This is a genomic window from Halopenitus sp. H-Gu1 (assembly GCF_041821145.1).
Taxonomy (GTDB): domain Archaea; phylum Halobacteriota; class Halobacteria; order Halobacteriales; family Haloferacaceae; genus Halopenitus.
Window position 1 is genome coordinate 19,344 of the sequence record NZ_JBGUBC010000013.1, and the last position, 19,302, is coordinate 38,645.

Genomic DNA, 19,302 nt, shown 5'->3' on the forward strand with positions numbered 1-19,302 from the left:
AATCGTCCCCGACTCCCGGTCCGGACGCAAGCCACACGGCTTTTTTATCAGTGACCCGGAAGCGATAGACATGGACGCGAGTCTCGGGGTCGTGATACCCGCCTTCAGGCCGGACGTCGACCGGCTTACGGCATACGTGGAGGCGATCGATGACCGCCTTTCTCCCGAGACGATCCGGATCGAGATCGACGATCCCGAACCCGGCGTCGAAGAGCGGATCGCCGAGGCCACTACCACGCGTGTCGCGGAGACGACCGTTTCGGTCGCCGGTCGGCGTCGTGGGAAGGGTGCGGCGATCACGGCTGGCTTCGAGGCGCTCTCGACGGACGTGTTCGTGTTTCTCGACGCCGACGGAGCGACGCCAGCCGATGCCGCCGCACGCGTGATCGAGCCCGTGCTGTCGGGGAACGCGGACCTCGCGGTCGGTTCTCGACGCCATCCGGATTCGGACGTGCGATCCCATCAGACCATCTTTCGGCGCGCGCTCGGCGACGGCTTCGCGTGGCTCGCTCGACGGCTACTCGAGACGCCGCTTTACGACTACCAGTGTGGCGCAAAGGCGATCAGCGCGGACGTCTGGAATCGGCTGCGTGGTGACGTCTATGAGTCCGGATTCGCCTGGGACATCGAACTCGTCGCGCTCGCGGGGGCACATGGCGCGCGTATTCTCGAGGTGCCGATCCGCTGGGAGGACAGACCGGGATCGACCGTCGATCCGATCCACGACACGCTCGGGATGTTTCGTGGACTGGTGACCGCGAGACATCGCGAACGGATCGCCGCCGGGAGTCGACTGCATCGGGCCGTCGCCTCCGATCCCGGCCCGTCGCTTCCCGAACAACTTCACGAGAACGCGGGAGATCCGACGTGAACGGTGGTCACCGAGCGGGGGTGGTCGTATGAGGACGCTCCAGGACGTGCTCGGAGAACTGGCTCGCGGTGCACGATTCGGCAGGTTCCTCTCGGTTGGTGCCCTCGGCGCGCTCGTGGATCTGCCGATCAGTACCGCCCTCGCGCTTGGCGGCGTCCTCGAGCCACAGTGGGCGAAGGTCGTCGGCACGGAGTGTGCGATCATCGTGATGTTCCTGATCAACGATTCCTGGACCTTCGAGGCCCACGGCGCGACGGGACGCCGCGCGAAGCTTCGCCGACTCGTTCGTTCGAACGTCGTGCGATCGGGCGGGCTCCTCATCCAGTTCGCGGTCGTGTGGATGCTGACCGGTCTCGACGTGGAGATCGGCTTCGCCGGAATGGACGTTTGGCCGGTGGTGACGATGCCGATCGCGATCGGCGTGTCGGTGCTCGTCAACTACGTCGCGGAGAGCCTGTTCACCTGGCGAGTGACCACGGATCGGTGAGTTGTGACCGCCGTTCAGACCGTGATCGCTTATAAGCGGATCGACGCCGTTTCCACGCCGTGAACTCGCATACGGCACCCGAATCACAACCCTTAACCGTTGGACAGGTGTTCGATCTGATAGCGGGATGGGATAGCCAGGAGATTCCGCCGGGCTCATAACCCGGAGATCGGTGGTTCAAATCCACTTCCCGCTATAGTTCGCGTCTCGTTGTGTGCCGTTATTCTCGCCGTTTTCGGTTTTGATCGTCGATACCACGTTCGTTCGGTTCGATCGTTGCCGTTCGATCACGGGCCATCCGATCCTCCCGTCCGAGGGATCGTGGATCCGACTCCTTATCAGTCGTGACGGCGTACATATCGTGTGACTGAGGAAAGCGGGCGTCGGGACCTCCGAATGCCCAACGATGATCAGGTGTTTGCTGTCGTAACCGAAATGCTTGGGCACAGCCGTGTAACGCTTCGGTGTGCCGACGGCGTCGAACGAATGGGTCGGATTCCGGGTCGAATGAAGTACCGAAACTGGATCAACCGAGACGACGTCGTACTGGCGGAACCCTGGAGCTTCCAGGACGAGAAGGCAAACGTCGAGTGGCGCTACGACGAGTCCGCAGCCAACCAGCTTCGGCGCGAAGGCCACATCGAGTAGCTCCCCGTTTTCGGGCGGAACTGTTCTGCGTGATTCATCCGATGGATACCGTTACGTGTCAGTCCGCGAATCGTCCCACTCGTACTCGTCGTGACTGGCTCACCCCGTCTCGTTCAGCACCTCGCTGAGTTCGCCGCCGATCTCGTGTGAACGACCGTCGGGACGCAACCGGCCACGACGAAACGGGCACACTCGGAAAATCCTTATTGGGTCGCGGACACCATCTCCGGGCGAGATGAGTGACCTCCCGGACGATTTCAACTGCACCATCACTAACTGGGAGTACATCTACGGCCTGTGCCGGACCGTCGCGAACCAGGTAAAACGCGCCGACTTCGAGCCGGACGTCGTGGTCGCGCTCGCACGTGGCGGCTGGTTCGCCGGACGGTGTCTCTGTGATTTCCTCGGGCTGGACGATCTCACCAGCCTGAAGATGGAACATTACGTCGGAACCGCCGAGAAGGCGGCCGAACCACGAGTCCGCTATCCCATGCCGGCGGGTAGCGTCGAGGGGAAAGACGTTCTCGTCATCGACGACATCGCCGACACCGGCGGGTCGATCCGTCGAGCCCATGAGTACGTCACCGATCGCGATCCCGGACGGGTGAAGACGGCGACTCTGCAGTTGCTCGAGACCTCGGAGTTCGAGCCCGACTTCGTCGGCGAGACTCTCGAGGAGTGGGTCTGGGTCGTCTATCCGTGGAACTTCATCGAGGACATGATCGACTTGATCTCGGGGATCATGGAGCGGGCCGACGTGGAGGCGGTCTCACGTGCGGACGTTCGGCGGCTCTTTGCCCGGCACCACGACGTGAGTCGCATCGAGATGGAGATCGCCCAGCCGAACCGGCTGGACGAGGTGCTCACGGAGATGGAACGGCGCGGCGTGATCGAGACGATGGGACAGGACCGATGGCGACTGAGTGATCGCGAGTGAGCGATCCGACCGGCTCCGATCCGGACGATTCCGATCCGAACGGGAGAATGGACGAGATCATCGAATCACTCCGTGAGACGCTGGCGTTGAAAGACGAGACTCGCACCGGCTGGGAGCTGCGTGGCGTCGAGGACCCGGAGTCGGTCGCCGCCCACTCGTGGGGCGTCGCGTATCTGGTCGTCTCGATCGGCGAGACGTTCGAATCGGACCTGCCGGCAGTCGACCTCGACGCAGCGCTTCGGCTCGCGGTCGTTCACGACGTGGCGGAGGCGCGAACGGGCGACGTCCCGACGCGTGCGGATCCATCTGCGGCCGCCGAGTTGCCCGACGCGGCGGAGTTGGAGGTCGAGGAACGGCAGGCGATGGTCGAGTTGGCGGGACCGCTTCCGGGATCGGTCGCGGACGACTGGGAACGGTACGAACGGCGCGAGTCGCCCGAGGCCGTGCTCGTCAAGGAACTCGATCTGATAGAGATGTGTCTGCAAGCGTGGTATTACGAGCGAGGCGACCGCTATGATCCGGCGGAAACCGGACCGAGTGATCCGGACGCCTTCGAGGCGTACGACGCGCTCGATGAGTTCTTCGAGACGGCGCGGTCCCGGCTGCAGACGGCGACCGGTCGCCGGTATTTCGACCGGATCCGGAAACGGTATGTCGACGCACGCGACAGCACCGAGTGATCCGAACGTATCGGTAGCCGCCTCGATGGTGGATCGATCCGGATGACGGGATGGCAATGAGACGATGAAAGATGAGACGACGACGGGGCGAGATGACGACGGACGAGATGACGACGGGATGACGAGAAAGCGAGGGGAGACACCAATGAGATGCGAGGACGAGGGGACGACGGCATCGAGCGCACTCGGGCGGGGACGGGCGAGTGAATTCGAGTCGGGTTGCAGGGCCGATCGCGGATGACCGAGTTGGTCGGTATTTTCACCTCGGCGGTCCTTCCGATCGTCGCGATCGCAGGCGTCGGCGTGATACTCGGACGGAGGAAGGGCGTCGACCCGGGTCCCCTCAACACGGCGGTCCTCTACGTGCTGGCACCGGCGCTCGTCTTTCACAGCCTCGCGCTCACCGAACTGGCAGCCGGCACCCTCGTCCGGATCGCTGTCGGGGTCGTCGTCTTCACGCTCTCGATGGTCGCCGTCGGCGAGTTGCTCGGTCGCGCCCTCGGTACTGTGGAACCGCTCTTGAGCGCGCTGTTGCTCGTGGCGATCTTCTCGAACAGCGGGAATCTCGGGATCCCCGTGTCCGATTTCGCCTTCGGCGATGTCGGCCGGCAGACAGCCGTGCTCTTTCTTTCGGTCCAGTCGGTGTTGATGTACACCGTCGGTGTCTATCTGGCCTCCAGGTCGGGGGGATCATCGGGGCTTTCGGGCGTTAAGAAGGTGTTCTACGTCCCGCTCGTCTACGCCGTCGGCGCCGCCCTTCTGGCTCGTGCGATCGGGATCGTCCCGCCCCCGGGATCGGCGACGATGGAGGCGGTCGGGCTCGTCGGCGACTCGTCGATTCCCCTGATGCTTCTCATTCTCGGCATCGAACTCTCACGTACCGACTACGAGGCCGCCCTCACGAACACGGTCGTTCCGACCGCACTACGGCTCGGGATCGCACCGATCATGGGTCTCGTCATCGTCACGGTGCTCGGCTTCCAGAATCAGACGGTCGCGCGCGTGTTCGTCCTGGAGACGGGGATGCCGGCCGCGATCACGCCGCTCATCCTCGTCGTCGAATTCGCCGGCTCACGGGACGAGGGGGTCACCGCGCCGGAACTCATTTCGACGAGCGTGCTCGTGACGACGATCGTGTCGGTCCCCTATCTCACGCTTCTGATCGCGCTTTTACAGTCCGGAATCGTCATTTGACGGGGTTCCACGTTTCCGGAACGTCTCGATCGAGGAGCCTCGATCAGCGAGCCCTCAGTCCGCGATGGCTTCCGACTCCACCCCGACGACTGTGGGGTCGCGGATCCAGAGATCGCCGAAGAGGTCGTCCTGCTGGAGACGAACGCCGCCGCGGTGTGACATGAACAACAGCGCGAGAAACGTCATGAACGGTCGCCCGCCGGCGGTCTCGATCTCCTCGAACAGCACCTCGTTACGGCCCTTCTCGTAGTGCGGTCGAAGGGCCGACCGGACGTCGTCGATGACCTCCTCGATGTCCTCATCGTGGGTCCCGCCGGTGACGTCGTCCTCCGTCGGCTCCCCGTCGCGGCGAAACTCGTCGGCGTCACGATAATCGACGGTCTGGGTCCCGCGATCGTATCCTCGCGGCGACCCGGACGTGTCGTATTCCCGCGAGCGCTTCCACCACGTGCCGCGTTCGGCCTCGCGAAGCTCACGGACGAGTTCATCGAGGGTTTCGGGGGATCCGCGGGTGTTCTTTCGCTCCAGCCGTCGATCCATCTCGGCTTCAAGTTGGTCGACGGGATCGAATCCGGATCCGGGAGTCGAATCCGGGCCCGGATCGTCTCCGGACTCCATGGCGAGTTCTCCGCCCTGCATGGCGGCCTCCCAGGGCTCTAGTTCGGGTTCTTCGGGCTCGTCATCGTCGTCCGATAACATCGCGTCGCTTTTCATCCGGAGGAGTACGCTCGCATAAAACAGCGCCCTCCCTGTCGTTCGGAGGTCGCGTGCGTCCAGCTCCTCGAGGAACGCATCGGTGACTCGAACGATGTCGATGTCCCACGGCTCGATCTCACCCTCCTCGGCGAGTTGAACGAGCAATTCGACCGGTTCGACCTCCTCGTCGTCGGGCTCCGGGCCGGGCTCGACCGTGATCTCATCGATAGGACCGACATCCTCGGTCGCGTCCTCAGTCATCGGCAAGCACCTCCTCATCGATGTCGCCACCCTCGCCGCCGAACTGCATCCCGGTTACCGCGGAGACGTTGTCCTCCTGCATCGTGACGCCGATCGCCCGCTCGGAGCGTTCAAGCAGCGCGGAGCGGTGTGAGACGACGACGAACTGCGCCTTGCCGGCCAGGTCGTGGACCATCTCGCCGACGCGCTCGGCATTGACGGCATCGAGGAAGGCGTCGATCTCGTCGAGTGCGTAGAACGGTGCCGGGTTGTGTCGCTGAATGGCGAAGATGAACGCGAGCGCCGTCAGGGATTTTTCCCCGCCGGACATCGCATCGAGCCGTTGGACCGGCTTGTCCGCGGGCTGTGCTTTCATCGTGAGACCCTCTTCGAAGGGGTCTGTCGGGTTCTCCAGAACGAGCTCACCGGTCCCTGCCGAAAGCCGTCCGAAGATATCCTCGAAGTGCTCGTTGATCGACTCGAAGGCGTCCATGAAGGTTCGTTTCTTTTGGGACTCGTACTGCTCGATTCGGTCTTCGATCCCGTCGCGCTCCTCGACGAGCACGTCCCGTCGCTCCTGGAGCCGGTCGAGTGCCGCCTCGACCTCGTCGTATTCGTCGATCGCCCGCATGTTGACCGGCTCAAGTGCCGCCATCTTCGCTTCCAGCTCGTCGATGCGCGCCTCGACCTCGTCGTGGTCGGGGATGTTCTCGGAGTCGTACTCTCCGACCTGCGATTCGAGTTCGTCGATCTCCCACTCCAGCCGCTCGGCTCGATCGCGAAGCTCCGAGAGCGTCGATTCGACGTCGTTCACACGCCGACGCTGTTCGTCGCGTTCCTCGGTGGCCGTCGAGAGCGTCTCCCGGAGATCGGTTCGTTCCTCCTTGAGGTCGACGATCTCCACCTCCAACTCCTCGATAGCCTCGTGTTTCTCCTCGAGAAGTTCACGTTTCTCGGCGATGACGTCCTCGTAGTCGGCGATCATCTCCTCGGCGTCCGCCTTCTTGTTTTGTGCTTCCTCGATGCGGTCGTGAAGCTCCTCGACGGCCTCTTCGGCGTATCCCTTCTCGAGTTGGATCTCGTTGAGTCGGCCGTCCAGATCGTCCATCCGCGACTCCAGTTCGTCGATCTCCTCGCGGACGTCGTCGGCCCGGCTCGTCAACTCGGGAATCCGCGAGTCCGCGAGTTCCGTCTCGATCTCCTCGATCCGGACTTCGATCGCGGACTGCTTTTCATCGTGGTCCTCGAGTTCCGCGTCGAGTTCGGCCATCCGTTCGTCGACCGACTCACGGTCCTCACGGAGCGTCTCAAGTCTTTCCTCGAGGTCGTCGATCCGGTCGCGTTGCTCCTGGAGGTCCGTCTCGGCGCGGTCGATGTCGGTTTCGACCGAACGGACCCGCTCTTCGGCGTCGGCTTTGCGGCCCCTCGCGTCATCGATCTCCGCGTCCAACTCGTCGATCGACGACTCGATCGACTGCCGATCGTCCTCGAGATCCGATATCTCCTCGCCCAGGCGTTCGAGCTTGCCGCCGCCGGAGGTGCTAAATGAGAACCGCGAGCCCCCACCGGAGCCGCCAGTCATCGCGCCGGACTTCTCGACGAGATCGCCATCCAGCGTCACCATCCGGTAGTCGCCCATCAGCTCGCGGGCGGTCTGCATGTCCTCGACGACGAGCGTCGACCCGAGCACGTACGAAAAGACCGATTCGTAGCGGGCGTCATACTCCACGAGGTTTCGCGCGAAGTCGACGACGCCGGGCATGGTCGGCTTTCGGGGCAGTCCGCGGTCGTCGAGTTCCGTGATCGGCAGGAAGGTCGCTCGCCCCGCATTGCGACTCTTGAGGTGCTCGATGCACGCCTCGCCGACTCCGTCGTCGGCGACGACGACGTTTGCGAGTCGCCCCCCTGCGGCGGTCTCACAGGCCTCCGCATAGGAGGGATCGACCGACGCGAGTTCACCGACCGGCCCGTGGACCCCGTCCATCCCGGCGTTTCGGACCGTCGTCACCGCCCGGGGCCACGACGTGTCCCCACGATCGCGTGCCTCCGCCTCCAGTTTCGCGTACTCGCTTTGCTTCTCCCGGAGGGTGTCTTCGATATCGTCGAGTCGCTCCTGGAGTTCGGCCTTCTCGGCGAACAGGTCGGCGATCGTCTCCTCGATCGACTCGCGGTTTCGCTCGGCCTTGTCCAGTTCCCCGTGAAGTTCCGATATTCGTGCCTTGAGTTCGGGAATTCGCTCGTGAGCCGCCTCAAGATCCGCCTGGGTCTCGCTTTCCTCGTTCGATCGTCGTCGAGCTTCGTCGAGTAGTCGGTCCTTCTCCCGTTGGAGTTCGTTGCGATCGGCCTTTAGTGACTCCAACGTCTCCTTCTCGTCGGCGAGTTCCTCCTTGAGTTCGTCGTATTGGGTGTCGATTCCCTCGATCTCCGTCCGGATGTTCGTGAGCTCCGAGCGCCGCTCCGCGATCTCCGATTTGACCGACGCCTTCTCGACTTTGATCGTCTTTTCGTCCGCCTCGAGGTCGTCGATCGTCTCCTGTTTGCGGTCGATCTGGACGAACGCGTCGCGTCTGTCGGCCTCCGCCTCCTCGCGTCGTTCCTCGGCGTTCTCGATTTTTCCCTCGATCCGCGAGATGTCGCCTTTGATCTCCTCGATCTCGGATTTGATCGCGAGCTGTTCATCCTCGCCCTTCCGTTCGATCTCGTCGTTGAGTTCGGACAGTTCCGACTCCAGGCGAGTGACTCGCCCCTGACGGGCGTCCAACTCCGTTTGTAACTCGTCGAGTTCCGATTCCGTCTCGTCGATCTCCGCGGTCACCGACGCGTACGTCTCGCGTTTCTCCTCGAGTTCGGCCGCCTTGAGGTATCCCCGATACTCCTCGCGTTCCTCGCGATGGGATTCGTATTCGAGGGCGGTCTCGCGTTCGTCCTCGAGACGGTCGAGGCGGTCGCGTTTCTCCTCGATCCGCAGGTCGGCCTCGCCGATCCGGTCCTCGACGGCCTCGAGTTCCTGGAAGGCTGCTTCCTTTTTGTCGTCGAATTCGGCGACGCCCGCGATCTCGTCGATGATGCCGCGTCGCTGATACGGCGTCATGTTGATGATCTCCGTGACGTCGCCTTGCATCACGACGTTGTATCCCTCGGGCGTGACGCCGGCTTGCGCGAGCAGATCCTGGATGTCCGAGAGGTTGACCGACCGACCGTTGAGGTAATAATACGAGTAGTAGTTGTCCTCGGTGCGTTTCACGCGGCGTTTGACGGTGATCTCATCGACGTCGCCGATGTTCTCGGAGCCGGCCGCCGAAACGACCTGACTGCGATCGAGGGTCCCCTCGGAGTTGTCGAGCACGACGGTGACGGCCGCCTCGTCGGGGCCGCCCCCGTCCGCCTCGCCGTCGTGTCCGGGATTGTAGATCAGGTCGGTGAGCTTCTCCGCGCGGATCCCGCGTGTTCGGGCGAGCCCGAGCGCGAAAAGGATCCCGTCGATGATGTTCGATTTGCCCGAGCCGTTCGGGCCCGTGATGACGGTGAAGTCCTCATAAAAGGGGATCCGCGTCTTCCGTCCGAAGCTCTTGAAATCGTCCAAAACGACTTCTGTAATGTGCATGATGTGCTCGCGGGTGGGAGGCGAGCTTACGCGACGATGATGTCGCTTTCCTCGGACTCCCCGTCGTCGGCGCTTTCCTGCGGTTCGGATTCGGAGGCGTCACCAGCCGGCTCGGAGCCGGCGTCCGCGTCCTCAGTTGCGTCCCCGGCTGCGGAGTCGGCGACGGCTTGTTCGACCACGTCGACGTGGTCGTCGCTTTTCGTCGTCCGTTCGCTTACGGCCCCCTCCGGCGTCGGGCCCGCGCTCGGCTGATCGGTTCCGGTCGCGGTCTCCGCAACCGTGGAGTCGTCGGCGGTCGGGCGGTCGCCGTCCTCTAACTGACGAACCCGCTCTTTCATCTCGACGAGCTCCTCGGTCAGCCCGTTGACGGCCGCCTGTAGCTCGCCGACTTGCCGTTCGAGTTCCTCGACACGGTTACTCATGTGTGTGTTGGGTCGTGGGAGACGTATAAATCTGTGTCAGACGCCCGTGTGACCTACTGACACGATGGACCGGAACGGCGGGGCGAACCGACGCTGGAGGTCCCTCGAGAGGGCTCGATCCGGGTCGCTCACTTGAACCGGAAGGTTTCGAGGTTCTTCGGCGCGAACGTTCGAATGTTGTACTCGTGATACAGCGCCGACGAGAGGTCCTGTACCGACCGCTCGTCGCCGTGGACACAAAGCACCTTTTCCGGACGGGGATTCATCGTCTTCACGAAGTTTTCGAGGCCCTGTCTGTCGGCGTGTCCGGAGAAGCCGTCCACGGTCTCAACCTCCATGTTCAACGAGAGCGTGCCGTTCCGACCGCCATCGTTGCCCCAGCCCGAGACGGGGATCTCGTCCCAGCCGTTCTGGATGCGCCGGCCCAGCGTCCCCTGTGCCTGATAGCCGACGAAAAGCAACGTCGAGTCCGGGTCCGGACCGAGGTGACGCAGCCAGGACATGATCGGGCCGCCCTCGATCATCCCGGAAGTCGAGAGGATCACGCACTGTTCGCCGTCGGCGACCTCCTGGCGTTCGTCCTCACCGCCGTCGATGTGGTTGAACTGATCGGCCAGGAACGGATTCTCGTCCTCGTGGAAGATCCGATCGCGGAGCTCGTCCCGGAGGTATTCGGGATAGGTGGTGTGGATCGCCGTTGCCTCCCAGATCATCCCGTCGAGGTGGACCGGCATCTCCGGGATGTCCCCCTCGCGCATGGCCTCCTCTAACACGAGCATGATCTCCTGTGAACGCCCGACTGCGAAGGCCGGGATGACGATGTTTCCGCCCCGGTCGTACGCCTCGTTTATGACCTCCTTCAGTTTGCGTTCGGAGTCCGCCTGGTCGGTCTGATAGTCGTTTCGCCCGCCGTACGTCGACTCCATGACGAGCGTTTCCACGCGCGGGAAGTCGTTTACTGCGCCGTTGAAAAGCCGGGTGTCGTCGTAGTGGATGTCCCCGGAGAAGGCGACGTTGTACAGTCCATCGCCGATATGGAAGTGGACGACGCCGGACCCGAGGATGTGTCCCGCGTTGTGGAAGGTGATCTTCACGTCCGGCGCGATATCGGTGACGTCGCCGTATTCGAGCGGGATCGTGTGTTTGATCGCCTCACGAACCTGCGCGGACTCATAGGGCGGCGTGCGACCTTCCTTTGCCGCGACGTCGAGATAATCGAGCTGAAGCAGCCCCATCAGATCGCGTGAGGGCTCGGTCGTGTAGATGGGACCGTCGTAGCCGTATTTGAACAGGATCGGGATGAGTGCCGAGTGGTCGAGGTGGGCGTGGGTCAACACGACGGCGTCGATGTTCGTCGCACCGGCTCCGAGCGCCTCGGGAATCTGGAGATACGGTACCTCGCCCTCCGCGCCGGGCTTGTCGCCGCAGTCGATCAGGATCCGGGTCTCGGGCGTCGAGAGGATAAAGGCCGCACGGCCGACTTCTCGACAGCATCCGAGAGTGGTGATCCGAACCCACTCGTCGTCGGACAGTTCCTCACGATGGATCTGTCGCCCGACGCGCTCGAGGATCTCACGCCGCTCGTCTCGTTCCTGTTTGAGGAAGTTGCGGACGTTCGAGACGGTCGACGACTCGATCGGCGGCGTCCGAACGACCTCGGGCGTCCAGCCGACTTCCTGAGTGATCTCCCGAAGCGTCGATCCGCGCCGGCCGATGACCATCCCCGGCTTTTGCGCCTCGATGACGACCTCCCCAGTATCCGTGTGGAAATCGAGGTCGGTGATGCCAGCCTCGTCGGGGATCACGTTTTCGATCTGCGTTTTGGCGGTCTCGGGAGACGAGAGCGTGCTTGGGTCGGGTCTGACCGTAATTCGTTTTCGAAGCTTCGATGCGAGCCGGCGAATGAGATCGCCATCGCCCGCGAACCGCTTGGGATCGTGGGTGTAGACGACCAGTTCCGGTCCCTCGTATTTGACGTCAGTAACCGAGACGTCGTTCGGGATCTCCCGTTCTATCTGCGATCTGATGTCCTCGAGTTGCGTATCAACTTGGCTCATGTGTAGAGAGGTCCTCGTCCAGTCCACGATAGCCGTCCACGCTCGCTCTGGCGAACGCGTCCGGGATCGAAATTCGACGGCGGAAACGCCGTCGGTGTGAACGAAGGAGGCATAGTGGCTAGTACTGTCCGTAGCTCTTATCCGCGGGAAGAGACAGCGAAAACCCGCTTATATCGGAATAAGCCCCTCTCGTTATAAAAGCCTTCGCAAACGATCGACCACGGCCCGACGTCGGATCGGCCGTGAAGAGGCCGAAGAGCGGGCGAGGCGCGTGGAGGGTCCAAGAGCAGGTAAGCACGTGGAGAGGCAAAAAGTGGGCAAGCACGGAGGTGGCTGCTGAAGACCAGGCAAATACGTGGGGAGGCCACAACGGGCAAGCCGCTCCGACGTGAGATGCCACCATGGACCTCACCCCGGAAGTCGTTGCAGCCGAACGTGACTGGGTGCGCGAGCGTGGCGAGGTCGTCGTTCCGATCATCAACGAGACGCGGAATTCCCTCGGAGATCTGTTCGGAACCGACGTCGATCCGGTTTCACGGGAGCGATACCGCGAGGAGGTGGACGTCGTCTTCGCGGACGGCAAGGTTGCGGTCAACGTTGCTGGCTATGTCGGAATCCTCAGAACCCTCGACGTCGAGGGAGATTACCCGGGATTCGTCGTCGACGAAGTTCTCGGTCGTCAACTCGCGTCGACGATCGCTGGCAAACAGCCACTCGCGCTGCTCGCGGAGGCGACGTTCCACTTCACGGATACCCACACGCACGGCGGCAAAACGGAGGTCGCCGGCGCCGACGACCTGGATGCGGCCCTGGCTGCCGGCTTCCAGACCCGTCTTCCCGGCTGGGAGTGGTGCGAGGACGACCCGTTCGGGGTCTGATCGATATCAGTCACCATCCGAAAACAACGGTCGTCGCCCGGGATCAGTCGTCACCAGGATCAGTCGTCGCCCGAGACCACGTTCGCATCCACGTTGGTGTCCGCGTCGGCATTTGCCGCCGGGGGACGTGAATCCCGGACGTCCGCGCCACGGCCCTCGGCGATGACCTCGGCGTAGGCATCGGGGAAGACCCGCACGAACGAATCAAGGGCTGCGTCCCAGTCGTCGAGAAGCTCGTGTGCACGCTCGCTTTCCGTGTAGGTCGCATGGTTCTCGACGAGCCGCCGCAGCATTGACTCGTCACGATCGGAGAGTTCGTCGGTGATCGAGACCATGCCGTCGTTGACCCGCTTCTCGAAGCGAGCGGTCGGATCGTAGACGTAGGCGACGCCGCCGGACATCCCGGCGGCGAAGTTCCGGCCCGTCTCGCCAAGCACTGCGACGACGCCCCCGGTCATGTATTCACAGCCGTGGTCGCCGACGCCCTCGACGACCGCCTTTACGCCGGAGTTTCGGACGCCGAAGCGCTCCCCGGCGACGCCGTTTACGTACATCTCGCCGTCGGTGGCGCCGTAGAGACAGACGTTGCCGGTCACGACGTTGTCGGTGGCCGAATACCCCGCGTCATCCGGGGTGTTGACGACGATCCGGCCGCCCGAGAGGCCTTTCCCGACGTAGTCGTTTGCGGCGCCGGTCAGCCGGAAGGTAACGCCGTTCGCGAGGAACGCGCCGAAGCTCTGGCCTGCGTAGCCGTCGAAGTCAACGGCGATCGTGTCGTCCTCGAGTCCGTCGCCGCCGTGTTCGGAGACGATCCGGTTCGAGAGCGTTGCGCCGACGGCTCGGTCGACGTTCGTGATGTCCTTTGCGATCGCCACCGGAGCCTCGTCGTCGATCGCCGGTTCCGCGATGTCGATCAGATCCCAGTCGAGTCGCTCTTCGATCTCGTGGGTCTGTGAGCGCACCTTGGTTCGGACGGATCCAGCGGGCTCGGCGATGACCGAGGAGAGGTCGAGGTGTTTCGCCTTCTCGTGGTCGGTCTCGCGTTGGCGGAGGTGAGCCGGACGGCCGATCATCTCCTCGACCGTCCGGAAGCCGAGATCGGCCATGATCTCCCGGAGTTCCTCCGCGATGAACGTCATGTAGTTCACGACGTGATCCGGCTCGCCGGGGAACCGCTTGCGGAGGTCCTCACGCTGGGTCGCGACCCCGACTGGACAGGTGTTCTCGTGGCATTGGCGGGCCATCACGCACCCGGAGGTGACGAGCGAGGCCGTCCCGAAGACGTACTCCTCGGCGCCGAGGAGCGCCGCGACGGCGACGTCGCGTCCGGTTCGCATCCCGCCGTCGGTGGAGACGCGGATGCGGTCGCGAAGCCCGGTGGCTCGAAGCATCTGGTTGGTCTCGGCGAGTCCGAGCTCCCACGGGAGCCCGGCGTTCTTGATCGAGGTCTTCGGGGAGGCACCCGTACCGCCGGAGTGCCCGGAGACGTGGACCACGTCCGCGTTCGCCTTCGCGACGCCGGCGGCAATCGTGCCAATGCCGGCCTCCGAGACCAGCTTGACGTTGATGTCCGCGTCGGGATTCGCCGACTTCAGGTCATAGATGAGCTGTTTGAGGTCCTCGATCGAGTAGATGTCGTGTTGTGGCGGCGGCGAGATGAGTCCGACGCCCGGCGTCGAACACCGGACGTGGGCGATCATCTCGTTGACTTTCTTGCCGGGGAGGTGTCCTCCCTCGCCCGGTTTCGAGCCCTGCGCCATCTTGATCTGCAGTTCGTCGGCGGAGGTGAGGTACTCGGCGGTGACCCCGAATCGACCGGAAGCGACCTGTTTGACGTTGCACTCGCGTTCGGTGCCGAACCGCTCGGGCGGCTCGCCGCCCTCGCCGGTGTTGGATTTCGCACCGATCCGGTTCATCGCGATCGAGTTGTTCTCGTGGGCCTCCGGCGAGATGCTGCCCAACGACATCGCTGCCGTCGAGAAACGTTCAACGATCTCGGAGGCCGGTTCGACTTCCTCGATCGGAACGGGGTCCCGATCGGAATCGAACTCGAGGAGTCCACGGAGGGTCTGGATCGCGTCCGTCTGGTCGTTGACGAGCTCCGCGAACTCCAGGTACTGGTCGTAATCGCCGGCTCGAACGGCCTGCTGGAGCGTTCCGACCGTCTGGGGGTTCCAGGCGTGGGTAACGCCCGAAGAGCGGTGTTCGTACTCGCCGGTCGTTTCGAGGTGGGGGTCGGCGCCGAATCCCATCGCGTGGCGCGTGCGGAGATCACCGTCGATCACGTCGAGGCCGATCCCCTCGGTGCGGATCTCCGTTCCCTCGAAATACTCGGCGACGAGACTCGAATCGAGCCCGACTGCCTCGAAGATCTGCGCCCCCTGGTAGCTCTCCATCGTGGAGATGCCCATCTTCGCCATCGTCTTCAACAACCCGTCCTCCAAGGCGCCGCGGTAGGCGGCGATGGCTTCGGACTCATCGGCGCCGTCGGGTCCGGCGACGACGTCGGCGATCGAAGCGTACGCGAGGTAGGGATTGACCGCCCCAGCACCGTAGCCGACGAGCGTCGCGATGTGGTGGACCTCGTGGGGTTCGCCCGACTCGACGACGAGCCCGGCGTGATTTCGAAGTCCGTTGCGAACGAGGTGGTGGTGGACCGCACCGGTCGCAAGCAGGCTTGGGATCGCGATCCGCTCGGGGCCGATGGCGCGATCGGAGATCACGATCACGTCCGCGCCATCCTCGATCGCCGTCCCGGCGTCCTCGCGCAATCGAGTGAGGGCGTCCTCCAGATCCGTTCCCGGATCGAAGGTCGCATCGAGCACGCGCGAGTCGAACCGCTCGGCTGCTCCGGCGTCGCCATCGTCGGGATCGTCCTCGCCGAGTTCCTTGATCGTCGCCGTCTCCTCGTCGGTGAGAATCGGGGACTCTGACACGATCTGGCGAGCGTGGTCGGACGTCTCGTCGAGAAGGTTCCGCTGGAAGCCGAGTCGCGACTCGAGGGAAGTGACGAGCTCCTCGCGGATGTAGTCGATCGGCGGGTTCGACACCTGCGCGAACAGCTGTTTGAAGTAGCTGAAAAGCGGACGGTCGATGTCCGAAAGCACGGTCAAGGGAGTGTCATCGCCCATCGACCCGACCGGGTCCTTACCGGTCTTGGCCATCGGCTCGACGAGGTGGTTCATCGAGTCCGTCGTGTAGCCGAAGGCCGCCTGGTGGGCACGCAATAGCGACTCCTCGGATTCGGCGTCGGCCGTCTCGTTTTCAGTCGTCCCGTCGTCGTTTGCGGGGTCCGCTTCGAGTTCGACGGCGTCGTCGATCCCGGTGCTCGTTCCGTCGTCGGCGTCGACGAGCGCGTCGAGGTCGATCTGCTCTTGGGCAACCCACTCCCCGTAGGCGTCGTCGGTGAGTTTCTCGAAGACCTCCTCGTCCGGGACGACGCGGCCGGCTTCCAGATCGGCGACGAAGATCTCGCCGGGCCGGAGTCGGCCACGTCGTTCGACGTCCGCGGGATCCGTCGGGAGCGCGCCGACTTCGCTGCCGACGATCAGCCGGTTATCGTTCGTGACCTCATACCGGCAGGGCCGTAGCCCGTTGCGATCGAGGACGCCGGCAACCTGATCGCCGTCGAATCCGAGTACGAGCGCGGGCCCGTCCCACGGCTCGACCAGCGATGCGTGGTAGTCGTACCAGTCCTGACGGTCCTCCTCCATGAGGTGGTCATCGCGGAAGGCCTCGGGGATCAACATCCGGAGAACGTGAGGGAGCTCACGGCCCGTCTGGACGAGCAGTTCGAGCGCGTTGTCGACGGAGGCCGTATCCGACTGGTTCGGGTCGTCAATGATGGGTTTGACCGTCTCCAGATCGGCCCCGAATCCGGGGTGAGAGACGTCCGTCTCGCGTGCGCGCATCCAGTTGATGTTTCCCTGAATGGTGTTGAACTCGCCGTTGTGGACGATGTTGCGGTACGGATGCGCGAGATGCCACGCCCCGAGGGTGTTCGTCGAGAAGCGTGCGTGAACGAGCGCCGCTCGCGAGGCGAACCGATCGTCCTCGAGGTCCGGGAAGTAGTCGGCGAGCTGTTGGCCCTTCAACAGGCCCTTGTAGACGACGCGGCGCCGATCGAGGGAGACGACGTAGAATCGCTCGCCACCGTCCATATCGGCGACGGCCGACTCGATCGCCTTGCGCGCCACGTAGAGACTCCGATCGAACCCGAGCAGGTCCGGATCGCGGTCCGCGTCGGCGTCAGCCTCCTCGTCGACGAACCGTTCCGCGAGATCCGCATCCTCGGTAGGGGCGACGAACACCTGCCAGTGATCCGGCTCCGACTCGAGTGCGGTCGCGCCGAGGTTGGAATTGTCAGTGGGAACGTTTCGTCGGGCGAGCACTTCGAGGTCGTATTCCGCGAGCGTCCGCTCGACGATTTTGAGGAGCTGATCACGTGCGCGCTCCTCGGGCGGGAGAAAAAGGGATCCTACGGCGTACTCCTCGGGGAGATCGATATCGGTGACTGCACGGAAGAACGGGTCGGGGCGTTGAATCATGATCCCGGCGCCGTCGCCGGTGTTCTCTTCGGCACCGGTCGTCCCGCGGTGTTCGAGGTTCTCCAGGAGTCGGACGGCGTCGGCGACGGTGTCGTGGGTCGGTGCGCCATCGAGGTCTACGACGGCGCCGACCCCGCAGTTCGATCGGTCGTCGTCGAGCGCCGCCAACCCCTCGGCGACCCCCTCGTCCGAACCCGAAGAGCCGGCGGTCGGCTCGCGGGTGGTACTATGTGGCTTGGTCATACCATCCAAAAGTGGGTAGACAGGTAAAGGGCTAACCCTGATACAGTTAGGGTGCCTTACTCACCCATTAGGGAATATAAGGTCATTATTGTTAAGAGTCTGTGACTGTATGGCATGGATTCGGTATCGGAATATATTTTGTATAGTTTTGATCGTAAATCTATTTTAGGAGAGATTAGCGAAAGAATCTTTTGAAAATGTGCACCAACCAAAAACGTATGTTAACGTACACGATCGATCGAGAGTAATCCGTTCGCGGCCGATCGGGAGTGTCCGAGCTCGAAGGACGGCCACGATCGAGGCCGATCGAGGACGGATCAGTACGACTTCGCGAAGTACGCCGTCCGGACCGCTTCCTCGCCGCAGACGCCGCAGGTCTCGTCGTGGTCGTCGCCGACGAGTTCGTCATCGTCCTCGAAGGGGACCATCACGATCTCGGCGGCGATTTGCTCTTTGATCTCGGCTTCACACGCTTGCTCGCCACACCAGGGGGTCTCGACGTACCCGCCGTGGCGCCCGATCGTGCCGAGGATCTCCGCACGGTCGTCGGCCTCTCGAACCTCGCCGTCGAGGTTCTCCTCGGCGGCCGTATACAGCTTCGCGTAGATCTCATCGAGGTGCGAACGGACGGTCTCGGCGACGTCCGTGCGGTCCGCCACAGTGCTTTCGCCGTCCGGGCGGTGGACGAGCGTCAACTCGTCGTCGTCGACCTCGTTGGGACCGATCTCGATCCGAAGGGGGATGCCGTGGAGTTCGTGTTCGTTGAACTTGAACCCGGGATTGTGCTCGTCCCGGTCGTCGAGTTCGACGCGGACTCCCGCCTCCTCGAGGTCCGCGGTGACACCCTCGGCATATTCGAGTACGTCCGCTTTCGTGTCGGACTGCCAGATCGGGACCACGACGACCTGTTCGGGAGCGACCGTCGGCGGAAGGACGAGTCCCTGCTCGTCGGAGTGCGTCATGATGAGCGCGCCGAGACACCGCCAGGAGAGCCCCCAGGAGGTGGTGTAAGCGGTCCGCTCCTTCTCGTCGGTGTCCGAAAAGGTGATCTCGAACGCCTCCGCGAAGGACTGTCCCAGATGGTGGGAGGTCCCGCCCTGAACGGACTTGCCGTCGGGCATCAACGCCTCGACGGTCGTGGTTACCTTCGCGCCCGGGAACGTGTCGTGGTCCGGCTTCTGCCCGCGGAGGACGGGTATCGCGAGGACGTCCTCATAGATCGACTCGTACTGATCGAGTCGAGTCATCGTCTCCTCCCAGGCCTCCTCGTCGGTCTCGTGGGCGGTGTGGCCTTCCTGCCAGAGGAACTCCTTCGTCCGGAAGAACGGTTTCGTCTCGGTCGCCTCCCAGCGAACCACCGAACACCACTGGTTCACCCGAAGCGGGAGATCCCGGTGGCTCCGGATCCACTTCGACATGTAGGGGGCGATTATCGACTCGGAGGTGGGTCGAACCGCCAGTCGCTCCTCGAGTTCCTCGTGGCCGCCCTTCGTGACCCAGGCGACCTCCGGATCGAACCCTTCGACGATGTCCTTCTCGCGTTCGAGGTACGACTCCGGAATGAACATCGGGAAGTAGGCGTTCTGGACGCCCGTCGCCTTGAACTTCGCATCGAGCGCGCTCTGGACGGCCTCCCACAGCGCGTATCCGCGCGGACGGGTGACGATGAACCCGCTCATTCCCTCCGGACCGTAGTTGGCGATCCCGGCCTTCCGGACCACCTCGGCGTACCACTCGCCGGTGTCGTGTGATTTGGACTCGGTAATTCCGAGTTCCTGATCGTCGTCGGTCATCGGAT

At 63.5% G+C, this 19,302-nt stretch carries 13 protein-coding genes and 1 tRNA gene; 8 read left to right on the forward strand and 6 right to left on the reverse strand.

Going from position 1 to position 19,302, the window contains the following annotated elements; genetic code table 11:
• Positions 1-70: 70 nt before the first annotated feature.
• The 7 genes from ACERIT_RS10675 to ACERIT_RS10705 all read left to right on the forward strand — a co-directional run bounded on the left by ACERIT_RS10675 (position 71) and on the right by ACERIT_RS10705 (position 4,817).
• Positions 71-871, forward strand: coding sequence for a glycosyltransferase (locus ACERIT_RS10675; RefSeq protein ID WP_373674841.1), 801 nt, complete (start codon positions 71-73; stop codon positions 869-871).
• 28 nt (positions 872-899) lie between these two features.
• The gene (locus tag ACERIT_RS10680; RefSeq protein WP_373674842.1) at positions 900-1,358 is read left to right on the forward strand and encodes a GtrA family protein; all 459 of its coding nucleotides are present in this window, start codon (positions 900-902) and stop codon (positions 1,356-1,358) included.
• Positions 1,359-1,479: 121 nt separating this feature from the next.
• Positions 1,480-1,554 (forward strand) — tRNA-Met (locus tag ACERIT_RS10685).
• A 167-nt stretch (positions 1,555-1,721) separates the two neighbouring features.
• Positions 1,722-2,006: a translation initiation factor eIF-1A gene (gene eif1A, locus ACERIT_RS10690; RefSeq protein ID WP_373674843.1), complete on the forward strand. Its 285-nt coding sequence runs from the start codon at positions 1,722-1,724 to the stop codon at positions 2,004-2,006.
• Between the two features lie 235 nt (positions 2,007-2,241).
• Entirely contained in the window at positions 2,242-2,943 is a 702-nt protein-coding gene (locus ACERIT_RS10695) for a phosphoribosyltransferase (protein ID WP_373674844.1), read from the forward strand.
• A gap of 47 nt (positions 2,944-2,990) precedes the next feature.
• Entirely contained in the window at positions 2,991-3,623 is a 633-nt protein-coding gene (locus tag ACERIT_RS10700) for an HD domain-containing protein (RefSeq protein WP_373674894.1), read from the forward strand.
• A gap of 237 nt (positions 3,624-3,860) precedes the next feature.
• Complete coding sequence (locus ACERIT_RS10705; RefSeq protein WP_373674845.1) at positions 3,861-4,817, forward strand: AEC family transporter; 957 nt, start codon at positions 3,861-3,863, stop codon at positions 4,815-4,817.
• A 54-nt stretch (positions 4,818-4,871) separates the two neighbouring features.
• Here the strand turns inward: ACERIT_RS10705 and ACERIT_RS10710 are convergent, their stop codons facing one another.
• The 4 genes from ACERIT_RS10710 to ACERIT_RS10725 all read right to left on the reverse strand — a co-directional run bounded on the left by ACERIT_RS10710 (position 4,872) and on the right by ACERIT_RS10725 (position 11,836).
• The gene (locus tag ACERIT_RS10710; RefSeq protein ID WP_373674846.1) at positions 4,872-5,774 is read right to left on the reverse strand and encodes a segregation/condensation protein A; all 903 of its coding nucleotides are present in this window, start codon (positions 5,772-5,774) and stop codon (positions 4,872-4,874) included.
• Positions 5,767-9,357, reverse strand: coding sequence for a chromosome segregation protein SMC (gene smc, locus ACERIT_RS10715; protein ID WP_373674847.1), 3,591 nt, complete (start codon positions 9,355-9,357; stop codon positions 5,767-5,769). The genes ACERIT_RS10710 and smc overlap by 8 nt, the downstream gene beginning before the upstream one ends.
• Before the next feature lie 26 nt (positions 9,358-9,383).
• The gene (locus ACERIT_RS10720) at positions 9,384-9,779 is read right to left on the reverse strand and encodes a bZIP transcription factor (RefSeq protein WP_373674848.1); all 396 of its coding nucleotides are present in this window, start codon (positions 9,777-9,779) and stop codon (positions 9,384-9,386) included.
• Positions 9,780-9,907: 128 nt separating this feature from the next.
• Complete coding sequence (locus ACERIT_RS10725) at positions 9,908-11,836, reverse strand: beta-CASP ribonuclease aCPSF1 (RefSeq protein ID WP_373674849.1); 1,929 nt, start codon at positions 11,834-11,836, stop codon at positions 9,908-9,910.
• A 401-nt stretch (positions 11,837-12,237) separates the two neighbouring features.
• Between ACERIT_RS10725 and ACERIT_RS10730 the strand changes: the two genes are divergently transcribed.
• Entirely contained in the window at positions 12,238-12,714 is a 477-nt protein-coding gene (locus tag ACERIT_RS10730) for a hypothetical protein (RefSeq protein ID WP_373674850.1), read from the forward strand.
• 59 nt (positions 12,715-12,773) lie between these two features.
• Here the strand turns inward: ACERIT_RS10730 and gltB are convergent, their stop codons facing one another.
• Both gltB and proS read right to left on the reverse strand, forming a co-directional pair.
• A complete protein-coding gene (gltB, locus tag ACERIT_RS10735) occupies positions 12,774-17,504 on the reverse strand; it encodes a glutamate synthase large subunit (RefSeq protein WP_373674851.1) in 4,731 nt (1,576 codons plus the stop codon).
• Between the two features lie 317 nt (positions 17,505-17,821).
• Positions 17,822-19,297 carry a proline--tRNA ligase gene (gene proS / locus ACERIT_RS10740; protein ID WP_373674852.1) on the reverse strand — a complete coding sequence of 492 codons (1,476 nt, stop codon included), beginning with the start codon at positions 19,295-19,297 and terminating at the stop codon, positions 17,822-17,824.
• Positions 19,298-19,302 lie beyond the last annotated feature (5 nt).

Excerpts from the sequence above, each read along its gene's own strand:
- ACERIT_RS10720 (WP_373674848.1), bottom strand. The coding sequence starts at position 9,779 with ATGAGTAACCGTGTCGAGGAACTCGAACGGCAAGTCGGCGAGCTACAG.
- ACERIT_RS10725 (WP_373674849.1), bottom strand. The coding sequence starts at position 11,836 with ATGAGCCAAGTTGATACGCAACTCGAGGACATCAGATCGCAGATAGAA.
- ACERIT_RS10680 (WP_373674842.1), top strand. The coding sequence starts at position 900 with ATGAGGACGCTCCAGGACGTGCTCGGAGAACTGGCTCGCGGTGCACGA.
- proS (WP_373674852.1), bottom strand. The coding sequence starts at position 19,297 with ATGACCGACGACGATCAGGAACTCGGAATTACCGAGTCCAAATCACAC.
- ACERIT_RS10675 (WP_373674841.1), top strand. The coding sequence starts at position 71 with ATGGACGCGAGTCTCGGGGTCGTGATACCCGCCTTCAGGCCGGACGTC.
- smc (WP_373674847.1), bottom strand. The coding sequence starts at position 9,357 with ATGCACATTACAGAAGTCGTTTTGGACGATTTCAAGAGCTTCGGACGG.
- ACERIT_RS10695 (WP_373674844.1), top strand. The coding sequence starts at position 2,242 with ATGAGTGACCTCCCGGACGATTTCAACTGCACCATCACTAACTGGGAG.
- ACERIT_RS10700 (WP_373674894.1), top strand. The coding sequence starts at position 2,991 with ATGGACGAGATCATCGAATCACTCCGTGAGACGCTGGCGTTGAAAGAC.
- ACERIT_RS10710 (WP_373674846.1), bottom strand. The coding sequence starts at position 5,774 with ATGACTGAGGACGCGACCGAGGATGTCGGTCCTATCGATGAGATCACG.
- ACERIT_RS10705 (WP_373674845.1), top strand. The coding sequence starts at position 3,861 with ATGACCGAGTTGGTCGGTATTTTCACCTCGGCGGTCCTTCCGATCGTC.
- gltB (WP_373674851.1), bottom strand. The coding sequence starts at position 17,504 with ATGACCAAGCCACATAGTACCACCCGCGAGCCGACCGCCGGCTCTTCG.
- ACERIT_RS10730 (WP_373674850.1), top strand. The coding sequence starts at position 12,238 with ATGGACCTCACCCCGGAAGTCGTTGCAGCCGAACGTGACTGGGTGCGC.